The sequence below is a fragment of the Geobacter argillaceus genome (genome assembly GCF_007830735.1).
In the GTDB taxonomy this organism is placed as follows: Bacteria; Desulfobacterota; Desulfuromonadia; order Geobacterales; family DSM-12255; genus Geomobilibacter; species Geomobilibacter argillaceus.
In genome coordinates, this window is record NZ_VLLN01000020.1 from 71,083 (window position 1) to 83,353 (window position 12,271).

The following is a 12,271-nucleotide window of genomic DNA, read 5'->3' on the forward strand; positions in this document are numbered from 1 at the left end:
TGATGGAGGTACCCATGACCATTGCCGCACAAGTGAAGAGAATCGCCGCAGATGCCCGCCAGGCGGCCATTGCCATGGCCCGGCTCTCCTCCGGCAGAAAAAACGATCTTCTCATTGCCATGGCCGAGGCCCTGATCGCCGGGACAGCGGAGATTATCGCTGAAAACGGGAAGGACCTGGAGGCCGGTCGGAAGAAGGGGCTTTCCGGCGCCATGCTCGACCGGCTGATGCTGGACGCCTCAAGGGTCAAGGCGATGGCCGACGGTCTGCGTGAGGTGGCAGCACTTCCCGACCCGGTGGGAGAAGTGACCAGGATGTGGCTGCGGCCCAATGGCCTGCAGGTGGGGAAGATGCGGATCCCGCTCGGGGTCATCGGCATCATCTACGAGTCCAGGCCCAACGTTACCGCCGATGCCGCGGCACTATGCCTCAAGGCGGGCAACGCGGTGATCCTGCGGGGCGGGTCCGAGGCGATTCATTCCAACCTGGCCATTGCCCGCATCCTGCAAGGGGAGATGGCCAAGGCCGGCATCCCGGTGGCGGCACTCTCGCTCATCCCGTTTATTGAACGGGAGGGGGTGTTGGAGATGCTCAAGCAGGAGGAGAGCATCGACCTGATCATCCCCCGTGGCGGCGAGAGCCTGATCCGCTTCGTGGTCGAGAACTCCCGCATTCCGGTGATCAAGCACTACAAAGGGGTCTGCCACGTTTTCGTCGATGCCGCTGCCGACCCGGAGATGGCCGAGAGGATCATTGTCAACGCCAAGGTGCAGCGCCCCGGGGTCTGCAACGCCCTGGAGACCCTCCTGGTGCACCGGGACGCGGCAGCAACCTTTATCCCGCGGATTGCCGCCACCCTGACCGAACTCAAGGTGGAACTGCGGGGGGACGAGGAGTTCCGCCGCTTCGCCCCCCAGGCGCTCCCGGCCACGGAAGAGGACTGGCAGGCCGAATACTTGGAACTGATCCTGGCCTGCCGGGTCGTGGACGACCTGGATGCGGCCATCGACCATATCAACCGCTACAGTTCGCTGCACACCGAGGCGATCGTCACCGGCGACTACGGCCATGCCCAGCGCTTCATCCGGGAGGTGAACTCCAGCACGGTCCTGGTCAACGCCTCCACCCGCTTTGCCGACGGCGGCCAGTTGGGGCTCGGGGCCGAGATCGGCATCTCCACCACCAAGCTCCACTCCTTCGGCCCCATGGGGCTGGAAGACCTGACGACGACGAAGTTTATCGTCTACGGTGACGGACAGGTACGGCAGTGACTGGGGACCGGTAACAGATGAAGATCGGTATTATCGGCGGCACGTTCAACCCGATCCATATTGCCCATCTCCGCATTGCCGAGGAGGTCAGGGACCGGCTGGGGCTGGACCGGGTGGTCTTCATGCCCGCTGCCGCCCCGCCGCACAAGCCGCTGGCCGGCGAACTCTCCTTTGGCCACCGGTATGCCATGGTGGAGCTGGCAATCGCCAACAACCCGGCCTTCAGCGTATCGGACCTGGAAGGGAAGCGGGGGGGGCCCTCCTACTCCATCCACACGCTGCTTGAGCTGAGGCAGCTGCACCCGGAGGACGAGCTCTTCTTCATCATCGGCAGTGACTCGTTCCTGGAAATCGCCTCCTGGTACCGCTACGCCGAGCTCTTTGCCTGCTGCAACATCGCTGTGGTGGAGCGGCCCGGCGGGAAAATATCTGATCTGAGGGCGGCCCTGCCGGCTGCCATTGCCGGGGAGTTCGAGAGCCATCGGGCCGGCGAACTTTTGATCCACCGGTCCGGCTTTTACGTCCATTACCTGGCCGGCATGCCGCTGGCCATTTCCTCCAGCGCGATCCGCGAACTGGCGTACGGGGGGCATTCGCTCCGTTACCTCGTGCCCGACGCTGTTGCGCAATACATAACCGAACAAAGGATCTATGAAGATGTCCGATAAACCGATTCTGACCGCCGAAGAGCGGGCCCTCCAGTGTGCCCGTCTCGCCCTCGACAAGAAGGCCCTGGATGTAACCGCCCTGGAAATCCGCCGTCTGTCTACCATCGCCGACTACCTGGTCATCGCCTCCGGCAGTTCCGACAAGCAGGTGCAGGCCATTGCCGACTCGGTCCGCAAGGGGCTGAAGAAGTTCGGCAAGCCGCTGGACATGGAAGGGGAAAAGGAAGGGAAATGGGTGGTCATCGACTATGGTGACGTGATCGTCCATGTCTTCGTGGAGGAACTCCGGCGGTACTACAACCTGGACGAGCTCTGGGCTGCGGCGCCGGAGCTTCCGATTCCCGCCGAGTATCAGTGGGAGAAGGCATCGCGTGAAGCTTAAGGTCCTCTGGGTCGGCAAGACCCAAGAGGAGTGGGTGCGGCGCGGCATTGACGAATATGCCGGCCGGATCAGGCGCTACGTGCCTCTGGAACTTGCCGAGGCGAGGGAGGAAAAGGGGGCGGCGAGCGACAAGGCGAAAGGGAGGGAAGGGGAGCGGCTTCTCAAACTCCTTCCTGCAACTGCCCGTCTGGTCCTCCTGGACGAACGGGGTGACCAGCTCTCCTCCACCGAGCTTGCCGCTTTTCTGGGTAAGGAGCGGGACCGCGGCACCCCGGAGCTGGCCTTTGCCATCGGCGGCGCCTACGGCTTCGCCGATCCGATCCGCGCCCGTGCCAGCCGCACCATTGCCCTGTCCCGCATGACCTTTACCCACCAGATGGTCCGCATTTTCCTCCTCGAACAGCTCTACCGGGGCTTTACCATTCTCAATAACGAACCGTATCATCATTAAACTCCGAGGTGCGCCATGGCCAAGAAACCGCTGCTGCTGATGATCCTGGACGGCTGGGGGATCAACCCGAACCGTGAGAACAATGCCGTTGCCCAGGCGGACACGCCGAACCTGAGCAGCTGCCTGAAGGAGTATCCCCACACCCGCATCCTCACCTCCGGCATGGCGGTCGGCCTGCCCGAGGGGCAGATGGGGAATTCCGAGGTGGGGCACCTGAACATCGGTGCCGGCCGAGTTGTCTACCAGGACCTGACCCGGATCAGCAAGGCGATTAGCGATGGCGATTTTTTCGAGAACCCGGTTCTCCTCGACTGCCTCAAAAGGACCAAGGCGGCCGGCGGCCGGCTGCACCTGGCCGGACTCCTTTCGGATGGCGGGGTCCACTCCCACAACACCCACCTGTACGGTCTTCTGGAGCTGGCAAAACGGCACGGTCTCACGGAGGTCTTTGTCCACTGCTTCATGGACGGCCGGGATACGCCGCCCAGGAGCGGTGGCGACTACCTGGCCGAACTGGAGGCAAAGATCAAAGAGATCGGTGTCGGCACGGTTGCCACGGTGAGCGGCCGCTACTACGCCATGGACCGGGACAACCGTTGGGAGCGGGTGGAGAAGGCGTATAACGCTATGGTCCTTGGCGAGGGGGAGACAGCTACCTCAACAGCCGAGGCGATTGCCAGGACCTATGCCGCCGACGTGACCGACGAGTTCGTACTCCCTACCGTCATTACCGCTGGCGGCGCACCGGTCGGGAGTGTAGCCGACAACGACGGTTTCATCTTTTTCAACTTTCGCTCCGACCGGGCTCGGGAGATCACCCGCGTCCTGGCCCTGGACGAATTTTCCGGCTTCCCGCATAGGGTCAGGCCGAAGCTCTCGTCCTATGTCTGCATGACCGAATACGATGCCACCTTTGGCCTCCCCATCGCCTTTGATCAGGAGTCGCTGACCAACATCCTGGGTGGGGTGCTGGCCGCGGCCGGGAAGCACCAGCTCAGGATTGCCGAGACGGAAAAATACGCCCATGTTACCTTTTTCTTCAACGGTGGAGTCGAGGAGCCGTTTGCCGGTGAGGAGCGCTGTCTCATCCCCTCCCCCAAGGAGGTGGCCACCTACGACCTGAAGCCGGAGATGAGCGCCTATCCGGTGACCGAAGAGCTCCTGCGCAGACTGGACGGGGGGACGTACGACGTGATCGTCCTCAACTTCGCCAACTGCGACATGGTGGGGCATACCGGCATCCTGGCCGCGGCCATCAAGGCAGTGGAGGCGGTGGATGCCTGCGTCGGCAGGATAGTGGCCAAGGTGCGTGAACTGGGCGGGACGGTGCTGATCACCGCCGACCACGGCAATGCCGATCAGATGGCTGAGGAGAACGGCGAGCCGTACACCGCCCACACCTGCAATCCGGTCTGGCTCGTCCTGGTGGATGACGCCAGGAAGCAGGCGCGTCTTAAGGACGAAGGGCGGCTTGCTGACATCGCGCCGACCATGCTGGATATTCTTGGCATTGAAAAGCCGCGGGAAATGACCGGGGTGAGTCTGCTGGAGAAGTGACGAAGGTGTGCGTGCTGCAACCGTAGTAAGTTCCGAAAAGCCGTCCGGTCAGTATTTGCTGCCGGGCGGCTTTTTGATTATATCTACACTCCGGTTGCGTGACATGTTATGGGATGCATGATATGGTAATACCGTGTAATACAGCAAGGGGGCCCACTATGCCATCACGACAACGTACGGTAATGACCCTGTCCGTTCCTCCGCTCATGGCGGCTGAATACCGGCAGCTTGCCAGGGAAAAAGGTGAGAGTGCCAGTGAGCTGTTCAGGGAGATGTTCACCTTTTACAAGCAGAACAAGCTTAAAGGGGAACTGTACGAGCTGCAGGAGTACGGCGCCGGCAAGGTCAGGGAGATGGGGATCAGCGAGGACGAGATCGAACACCTGATCTTCGGTGATCGTTAGTGCGGGTTGTCTTCGACACCAATATCTACATCTCCGCATTCATAACACCTGGTGGACGCGCTGAGACGGCGTGGCTACGGGCGGTGCACGGCGAGGTTGAGCTGTTTACCTCGGTACCGATATTGACCGAAACGGCCCGCAAGCTGCGGGAAAAGTTCCGCTGGGACGATGAGCATATAACCGCTGCGGTCAAGCATGTGGCCGCGGTGGGAACCGTCGTCAAACCTTCAGGGAAGCTGGCGGTACTGACGGACGAGCCCGACAACCGGATTCTGGAATGTGCCTTGGAGGCAAAGGCGGGGGTGATCGTCACCGGTGACCGACATCTGCTGGATCTTGGAACATACGAGGGGGTGGTCATCGCCACCTTGGCGGCCTTTCTGGAGGGGAATATCCCCTGAGCAGCATAGGCGGGGGGAGTAGCGAAAATGAGAAATCAGGGGCAATTCCGAAGGAAAAAGAAAAATCTGAAACCTGAATTTGCCCTGCCGGATTCGGATGCCCAGTTTGCCTTTATCGCCGGGTATACCGAAGGTGGATTCCCTTACGGGACCACACGGGATGAGTTGCTGGAGGATACTGTCGGCGGTGCCGACCAGGCGTGGTACTACTGGCAGGAGGCCGGAAAGCACTGGGAGAATGTGCCGGAAGCCATCGAGTTTGTCCGGAAGTATATTAAGAAGAGGGCATAGAGGGCTTCGGGGGAAACGGAAAGTGACCTCCCCTCGTAAAGAGCTGGAGGCATCTGGTTGTCTCGTACATACCGAAGGCCGGGCAATGTCACTAACATAAATTTCTTATTCCCCATTGCACTCAAGGCGTTACGATTGTATAAAACAGGTTAAGAATGCCTCTTTACGGGCTACAGATTTGAGACTAACCAAAATGGATGCTCGCATGGCTATCAGAAGTGAATTCAATGCAATTGACATCTATTGCGGCTCGGGGGCCGTAACAGAAGGCATGAAGGCAGAGGGAATAACCGTTCTCGCCGCTATCGATAATGATCCCATCGCTTGTGAAACCTACCGGCTAAACCACCCGGAAGTTCATCTCTTTCCATCCGATATCCGCAGACTGAATCCGGCCACTATTCGAAAGAACATTAGTTTCAGTGGACGGCTGGATTTACTTGTTGTCTGTGCACCTTGCCAACCGTTCAGCAGCCAGAACCGGAAACGTTCGGCTGATGACCACCGGGCTGATTTGGTTCTTGAAAGCCTAAAGTTCATTAAAGAATTCGAGCCAGAGGTTGTGTTTTTCGAGAACGTTCCCGGAATTGCGATCTCCGGTCCGTTACATAGCCTGCGTCATAAATTGGCTGAACTCGGCTATACGCTCGCAGAACCCAAGACACTGAACGCAGCTGATTGCGGCGTACCCCAGCGTCGTGAGCGCTGCATCATGGTCGCGGCCCGAAATCGGGAATGTATCAATTCGTTTTATGACTCGATCAATGCCCATCCCACCGTCACCGTTCGTCAGACTATTGGCGGGTTGAGACAGCTTTGTTCCGGTGAGCGCGACCCCGACGACCCGCTGCATTTTGCCCGAAATCATCAGCCGATTGTTTTGCAGCGCTTACAGCACATCCCGCAAGATGGTGGGAGTCGCCTGTCATTGCCGCCGGAGCTGGAGTTGAAGTGCCACAAAGGGCGGAAAAACGATTTTCCGGACGTGTACGGCCGCATGCGCTGGGACGATGTGGCGCCCACTTTGACCACCGGCTGTACGGATGTTACGAAAGGCCGCTTTGCCCATCCCCGCGACAATCGGGCGATTACGCTCAGAGAGGCGGCCCTGCTCCAGTCGTTTCCCCCCCACTATCGTTTCTCGGGCAATTCCGGCCAGATAGCCCGCCAGATTGGCAACGCCGTACCCGTGAACATGATTCGGACCCTGGCGCCGGCACTCAAGTGCTGCTTGCAACGCGTGCGAAACCCCGAAGCAACCATCGCATGTTGACGCCTACATGAAGAAGCGTCCGTCGGCCATATCCGAAACTGTCTCGGGGGCCATGCGCAGCATGCCGGAACATTCCACCGGCCCGGAAATGGCGGTGCGGCGGTTGCTTTATGCAAGTGGTTTACGTTATCGAGTGCAGTACCCGGTTCCCGGCGCCCCACGCCGTTCCATCGACATTGCATTTCCCGGCAAAAAAGTTGCCGTTTTCATTGACGGTTGCTTTTGGCACGGATGCGCTGAGCATCGGAACATTCCCGCACATAATCGCGATTGGTGGCAAAACAAGATCGACCAGAACCGGTCACGGGACCGTGATACTGATGAAAAGCTCAGTAATGCCGGGTGGCAGGTTCTCAGGTATTGGGAGCATGATCCGGCAGAGCGGATTGTTTCAGAAGTACATAATTTATTTGGATCGAGAGAGACTCAGGGGATAAAATGGCAAAACTCCGGGTTAGAGCCCGTGCAGTAGATATGCTGGGTCGGCAGCAAATTGCCGGTATACCTACAGCCATTCATGAACTTTTCAAGAATGCTCATGATGCCTATGCGGAACGGGCGGAAGTTGACTACTTCCGACGTACACGGCTCCTCGTCTTGCGTGATGATGGCTACGGAATGACCCGCGACGATGTGGAAAATCGTTGGTTGACTCTGGGCACTGAAAGCCGTCTTAAGGCCAACCGGCCGGATTCGGTCGATAGTTGGACTGGTCCAAAGAATCTGCCCCGTCGTGTAATCATGGGCGAAAAGGGTATCGGTCGTCTGGCAATAGCCGTAATAGCTCCAATTACGCTGTTACTCACCCGTGCCGTACGCCCAAATAAAAAAATGCACAATCTTGTTGTCGCCTTGGTGCATTGGGGGCTATTCGAGCAGCCCGGATTGGAAATCGGCATGATCGATGTGCCCATTATCGAACTTCCCGGCGGGACTCTACCCACGCGGGAGAATGTTAATGAACTCATCAGTCGTGTACGTCAAAACATTGAAGAGTTGCGAGAAGAACTCGATGAGACGGAATTCTCTCGTCTTAATGGTGAATTGGACAAGGCAAAGACCGTTGCTCCCGATAAAATTGATGCTACACTCCGCAACTTGTTGAAAAAAGGTGAAGTGCCTCTGTCACTGAGCGGGGATGGCTATGGTACGCACTTTATCCTGCTGCCCACGGCGGAAGAATTGAACGACGATATCGATGGGCGAAAAGATAGAGATCCTACGAATATTGATCGCTTCCTTCTGGGTTTTTCCAACACCATGACAGGTGAAACCCCGGTGATCAGGACGGAATTCCGTGACCACCATCTCGATGAAGTGCCAAACGAATTGATCGGACCGTCCAATTTTTTCACACATCATGAATTTAATAACTCCGACCATCACATCTCTGGAATTTTTGACGAATACGGTCAATTCAACGGTACGGTTCGGATTTATGGTGAATCGCACCCATTTGTATGCAATTGGCCCGAAGGTAGAGGAAAAGCCATCGCATGTGGCCCTTTCTCCATAGAATTCTCTTATGTTATGGGCCGCCAAGCTGAATCCCAATTGAAGGCGGAGGATCACAAGTCGATAATCGACAAATTAGAACGTATCGGCGGATTATATATTTTCAGAAACGGAATACGGATACTTCCATACGGAAATACCGATTACGATTTCCTGGAAATCGAAAAGCGACGGACCAAAAGCGCCCAAGACTGGTTTTTTTCTTATCGCCGCATGATGGGATACATCGCCATCAGCCATGAAGACAATGGGAAATTACATGAAAAAGCCGGACGGGAAGGGTTCCGGCAGAATCAAGCATATCGTGAATTTAGAAATGTTCTGATCAACCTTTTCGAGCGCCTGGCCCTTGAGTTTTTCAGACAAACCGCCCCGCAAAGTGATGCGTACTGGGAAAAACGGAATGAACTGGCATCGCAAGCCGAGCTGTTGAAAAAACAAAAGAAAAAGGCCGACGAGCGCAGAAAAGAATTCAAAAAGTTAGTCGACGACTTTTTCAAGGCATACGAGGACGGTGAATTCGAGCGTCGGGCTGAAAAAATCAAAACAAGGGTCGAACGGAAACTGGAACGTCTGCTAACTCTAGAAGATGATGGTGCACTGGCCCTGGGGGTGCGGGAGCTTGAGGCGGATACGGGAGGGAGGCTTCGTGAGTTGGAGGATTCCGTTACTATTACCAAGCCGCGTGGTTTGGCGTTAACCGCGCGACTTGAAAAAGACTGGGCTTCTTATCAGCGTGTTTCAGCTGATGTTCGCGAGAAAATCATAACTCCTCTTCGTCAAGAGATAAACAGTCTCATTCGCGAAGCGACCGCAAGCAGAATTACAGATGCCCAGCGACGCGAAGCTGCTCTGGACCTCCTGGAAAAACAAAAATCCGAACTTGTCCGTGACGTATCCGCTTTAAGAAGTGATGCTTATGCCGCCCAGGAACAACTCCGGACAACTTTGAAAGAAGTAGTTCGGGAAGAATTCAGCCAGTTTCGGGAGACAGCAGAAAAATTGCTTATAGATTTCACACGTCAAACCGCTGAAGATCCCGACAAGTTGGATGATGCCAGAGTCACGCTAGAGCAAGAACTTGCTCGCATTCGTGAGAGTGAGATATCTCTCCTCGAAGCCATTAAGCGGCAATTGATCGAGTTTACCGAGGGGCTCAGAGAACGTGAAACCGTGGATGACCGGGTGGGAGCGTTGGAGCAAAAGGCCCAGCGCCTCGAAGAGCAACTGGAATTTTACTCCGACTTCGCGCAAATGGGTATGGCTGTTGGTATCCTCCAGCATGAATTTGAAAAGACCGCTCGCAACATGCGTGTAGCGGTGAGGGATTTGAAACCATGGGCTGACGGAACCCCGGATTTGAAAAAAGTGTACACCAGGTTGCGCAATTCATTTGACCATTTGGACGGTTATTTGAAATTACTCGACCCTCTCGGTCGGCGGCTTAATCGGACAAAGGTTGAACTTTCGGGTGACGAAATACGTCTGCATATTCGCCGAATTTTCCGCAGATTGCTTGAAGAGAACGATATTGAGCTTGTTGCAACTGACACGTTTCTATCACGAAAAGTTAAATGTATCTCCTCTTCAATTTTAGCAGCCTTTGTCAACGTGGTAGACAATGCCATTTACTGGGTTGCCAACGGAGCAAAAGACGAAAAGATCATCCGTCTGGATGTCGATAGCGATGGATTCCTGATTTCGAATAGCGGTCCCGGGATCGAGGAACGGTTACGGGATCGCATTTTCGAATTCGGTGAATCATCCAAGCCGGGAGGGCGGGGAATGGGTTTGGCCATATCCCGCGATACTCTCCAAAGAGAAGGCTTTGATTTGGAGTTGTTACAAGCCGGATCAACTGTTGAGCCGGTATTTCGTATCAAAACCACTCAATCCGATAATGAGGAGGAGCAATAGGGATGTGTGAGCCACAAGTCGCTGACATGAATGCCGCGTGGCATGCACATTGTCTCGAAGCCGTTCGGAAATTTGTCATGAATGCAGTCGTTGTAGACAATCAGCCGGTATTGGTCAAATCGCCTCCCAAAGGCACATTAACTGCTAAATTAGCTGCTGCAGCTGATGAAGGTATTGGCGAGTCGGTGGCTGAGGAAATTGTAGATAATGAGCACGTAGCTGGTGGCAATGAACATGATGGAGAAAATGATCCGGGGGCACAAAAAAATGAACACGAGCTGGACGTTCGAGAAGTTTCGGATGCATTTGCTGAACATGAAATTGCCTGTGCGTTCGTTTTCCCTGACGATAGCGATACAGATGAGGAATCCAAACTAAAACGCATTATAGCGGCTACTACCCACGCAGATATCGTTATCCTGGACTGGTACCTGAAGGATGAAGACCCGACATTAACCATGAGGGTCCTTAAGTTTACTGCCGGAAAAGATTCTCTTGAGAAAGGTCGGATGCGGCTGATCTGTATCTACACCGGTCAGCCGCAAATCGGAGAGGTTACACGTGATGCAATAACTGCTTTGAAAGAGGGGGGGCTCGATTTCCCAGATAACAAGGCAAATATTGAAAAAGGCATCGCGAAAGGGGAACATCACGGTTTGCTTGTTCTCAACAAACAAGAGACTACTGGTTCAGAACTCCCCCTAAAAATACTTGAAGCATTCACAGAGATCGCTGACGGCTTGCTACCATCATTTGCATTGGCCGCAGTGGCAGCAGTTCGCCGTAATGTTCACCATATCATTACCAGGTTCTCGTCTAACCTCGATGCTGCCTATGTCACCAACAGACTACTCACTGATCCGCCAAGCGATGTTTCTGAGTTGATTCGCGAGCTTTTTGTGTCCGAATGTGATGTAGCTCTCGGCCTAGATAAAGTGGCCGACAAATATCTGGAAAAGGACAGTGTAAGTCTGTGGCTTAACGCAAATAAACAACCAATTGCTCAACCTGCCTACAGTACTAATGCAATAGATGGGGAGTTTATTTCAGGTTTGCTTCAAAGCGGAATAAAGGAAGGTAAAGTCAAAGTTGGTGCTGTGGAAAAGAAGTTCCCCGAAGACAAAAGGGTGCTCCTTTCCCATGCGTTACACGGTACAGAACATGATGCTAAAGTAGGAGAGTGTCAATTTTCCAGGCACATTACTTTAAAGCGAGAAGCATTTGGTATGTCGAAGCTTCAATCAGCTGAAGGCTGGGTACCATCGCTAACGCTTGGAACAATTCTGAGACAAAAAAAGACTGAAGGCGGTAACACGACGAAAAGGTATTATTACTGTCTTACTCCGGCGTGTGACACCCTTCGATTGAACGACGAAGTAAGAACATTTCTGGTGGCTGAAATTGAGATCGCACAAGGAAAAACAAATTTGATAATCGTAGAAGAAGGTGGCACCCATACTGCGCTTCATATCTCGCCTCATCCCAGAAATATGAGGGCCTTCAAGTTTCGCGGTGATAAAACAACCGGCAGAGTACTTGCTCGTTCCAAAGCTAGTGATGATGGTAACGTGACTTTTTTCAATTTTGACTCTGTTGACGACACCCCTGAAGAATTCGTCTGGTTAGGTGAAGTACGAAGGAATCGGGCAAATCGTGATATGGCCGAACTAAATCGCGAATGGCTCCGATTCGGTATTCATGATTCAGAACTGCTCAGAATTGCTGGAAGAACAACGGTAAAAATTTTCGGTAACTGAAAGAGGATGTTATGGCTGTAATAAAAAAGTTTTTCATAAAGCAAGTTGGGACTCTTCGAATACATTCAGATGTAGTCGCCGATTTATCGTATGATCAGAACCTTTTCCAAATAAGAACCTACAAAGCCGGTGACGACAGTCGCAGTGAGAATACAAAGCAAAACCTCCAGTTGACACGTGAGGGTGCAAATGAGCTTATTAAGCACCTCCAGGACTTTCTTGAGATAAAGTAGAAGGCAAGAGCGCTTACCACTGAATTGGCTAAATTTCTGTATAATCGATGACTAATCCCTGAATCCGTGACGTGAATTGCTCAATCTGCTGGTTTGGGGGCCAGTGGGAGGGGCCTGGCGGATCGGCTCCTTGAATCCCAAGAAATCGGCT

Annotated in this window: 12 protein-coding genes; all 12 read left to right on the forward strand. The window is 54.4% G+C overall.

Going from position 1 to position 12,271, the window contains the following annotated elements; all coding sequences use genetic code 11:
• The first annotated feature begins 2 nt into the window (after window positions 1–2).
• The 12 genes from JN12_RS15045 to JN12_RS15100 all read left to right on the forward strand — a co-directional run bounded on the left by JN12_RS15045 (window position 3) and on the right by JN12_RS15100 (window position 11,887).
• Window positions 3–1,271 carry a glutamate-5-semialdehyde dehydrogenase gene (locus tag JN12_RS15045; RefSeq protein WP_145024221.1) on the forward strand — a complete coding sequence of 423 codons (1,269 nt, stop codon included), beginning with the start codon at window positions 3–5 and terminating at the stop codon, window positions 1,269–1,271.
• A 17-nt stretch (window positions 1,272–1,288) separates the two neighbouring features.
• A complete protein-coding gene (nadD, locus tag JN12_RS15050) occupies window positions 1,289–1,939 on the forward strand; it encodes a nicotinate-nucleotide adenylyltransferase (protein ID WP_145024193.1) in 651 nt (216 codons plus the stop codon).
• A complete protein-coding gene (gene rsfS, locus JN12_RS15055; RefSeq protein WP_145024195.1) occupies window positions 1,929–2,321 on the forward strand; it encodes a ribosome silencing factor in 393 nt (130 codons plus the stop codon). Before nadD ends, rsfS begins: the two co-directional genes overlap by 11 nt.
• Window positions 2,311–2,772, forward strand: coding sequence for a 23S rRNA (pseudouridine(1915)-N(3))-methyltransferase RlmH (locus tag JN12_RS15060; protein WP_145024197.1), 462 nt, complete (start codon window positions 2,311–2,313; stop codon window positions 2,770–2,772). Before rsfS ends, JN12_RS15060 begins: the two co-directional genes overlap by 11 nt.
• Window positions 2,773–2,787: 15 nt before the next feature.
• The gene (gene gpmI / locus JN12_RS15065) at window positions 2,788–4,329 is read left to right on the forward strand and encodes a 2,3-bisphosphoglycerate-independent phosphoglycerate mutase (RefSeq protein WP_145024199.1); all 1,542 of its coding nucleotides are present in this window, start codon (window positions 2,788–2,790) and stop codon (window positions 4,327–4,329) included.
• A 158-nt stretch (window positions 4,330–4,487) separates the two neighbouring features.
• Window positions 4,488–4,733 (forward strand): CopG family transcriptional regulator, encoded by a 246-nt coding sequence (locus tag JN12_RS15070; protein ID WP_145024201.1) that lies wholly within the window; start codon window positions 4,488–4,490, stop codon window positions 4,731–4,733.
• Window positions 4,733–5,134, forward strand: coding sequence for a putative toxin-antitoxin system toxin component, PIN family (locus JN12_RS15075; protein ID WP_145024203.1), 402 nt, complete (start codon window positions 4,733–4,735; stop codon window positions 5,132–5,134). Before JN12_RS15070 ends, JN12_RS15075 begins: the two co-directional genes overlap by 1 nt.
• Window positions 5,135–5,161: 27 nt before the next feature.
• On the forward strand, window positions 5,162–5,425 hold the full coding sequence (locus tag JN12_RS15080) for a hypothetical protein (protein ID WP_145024205.1): 264 nt from the start codon (window positions 5,162–5,164) through the stop codon (window positions 5,423–5,425).
• 205 nt (window positions 5,426–5,630) lie between these two features.
• A complete protein-coding gene (locus JN12_RS15085) occupies window positions 5,631–6,698 on the forward strand; it encodes a DNA cytosine methyltransferase (RefSeq protein WP_145024207.1) in 1,068 nt (355 codons plus the stop codon).
• A gap of 7 nt (window positions 6,699–6,705) precedes the next feature.
• Entirely contained in the window at window positions 6,706–7,170 is a 465-nt protein-coding gene (locus JN12_RS15090; RefSeq protein ID WP_211360552.1) for a very short patch repair endonuclease, read from the forward strand.
• A complete protein-coding gene (locus JN12_RS15095; protein WP_145024209.1) occupies window positions 7,137–10,130 on the forward strand; it encodes an ATP-binding protein in 2,994 nt (997 codons plus the stop codon). Before JN12_RS15090 ends, JN12_RS15095 begins: the two co-directional genes overlap by 34 nt.
• 77 nt (window positions 10,131–10,207) lie before the next feature.
• The gene (locus JN12_RS15100; RefSeq protein ID WP_145024211.1) at window positions 10,208–11,887 is read left to right on the forward strand and encodes a response regulator receiver domain; all 1,680 of its coding nucleotides are present in this window, start codon (window positions 10,208–10,210) and stop codon (window positions 11,885–11,887) included.
• Window positions 11,888–12,271: the final 384 nt, after the last annotated feature.

Excerpts from the sequence above, each read along its gene's own strand:
- JN12_RS15045 (WP_145024221.1), top strand. The coding sequence starts at position 3 with ATGGAGGTACCCATGACCATTGCCGCACAAGTGAAGAGAATCGCCGCA.
- nadD (WP_145024193.1), top strand. The coding sequence starts at position 1,289 with ATGAAGATCGGTATTATCGGCGGCACGTTCAACCCGATCCATATTGCC.
- rsfS (WP_145024195.1), top strand. The coding sequence starts at position 1,929 with ATGTCCGATAAACCGATTCTGACCGCCGAAGAGCGGGCCCTCCAGTGT.
- gpmI (WP_145024199.1), top strand. The coding sequence starts at position 2,788 with ATGGCCAAGAAACCGCTGCTGCTGATGATCCTGGACGGCTGGGGGATC.
- JN12_RS15070 (WP_145024201.1), top strand. The coding sequence starts at position 4,488 with ATGCCATCACGACAACGTACGGTAATGACCCTGTCCGTTCCTCCGCTC.
- JN12_RS15080 (WP_145024205.1), top strand. The coding sequence starts at position 5,162 with ATGAGAAATCAGGGGCAATTCCGAAGGAAAAAGAAAAATCTGAAACCT.
- JN12_RS15085 (WP_145024207.1), top strand. The coding sequence starts at position 5,631 with ATGGCTATCAGAAGTGAATTCAATGCAATTGACATCTATTGCGGCTCG.
- JN12_RS15090 (WP_211360552.1), top strand. The coding sequence starts at position 6,706 with ATGAAGAAGCGTCCGTCGGCCATATCCGAAACTGTCTCGGGGGCCATG.
- JN12_RS15095 (WP_145024209.1), top strand. The coding sequence starts at position 7,137 with ATGGCAAAACTCCGGGTTAGAGCCCGTGCAGTAGATATGCTGGGTCGG.
- JN12_RS15100 (WP_145024211.1), top strand. The coding sequence starts at position 10,208 with ATGAATGCAGTCGTTGTAGACAATCAGCCGGTATTGGTCAAATCGCCT.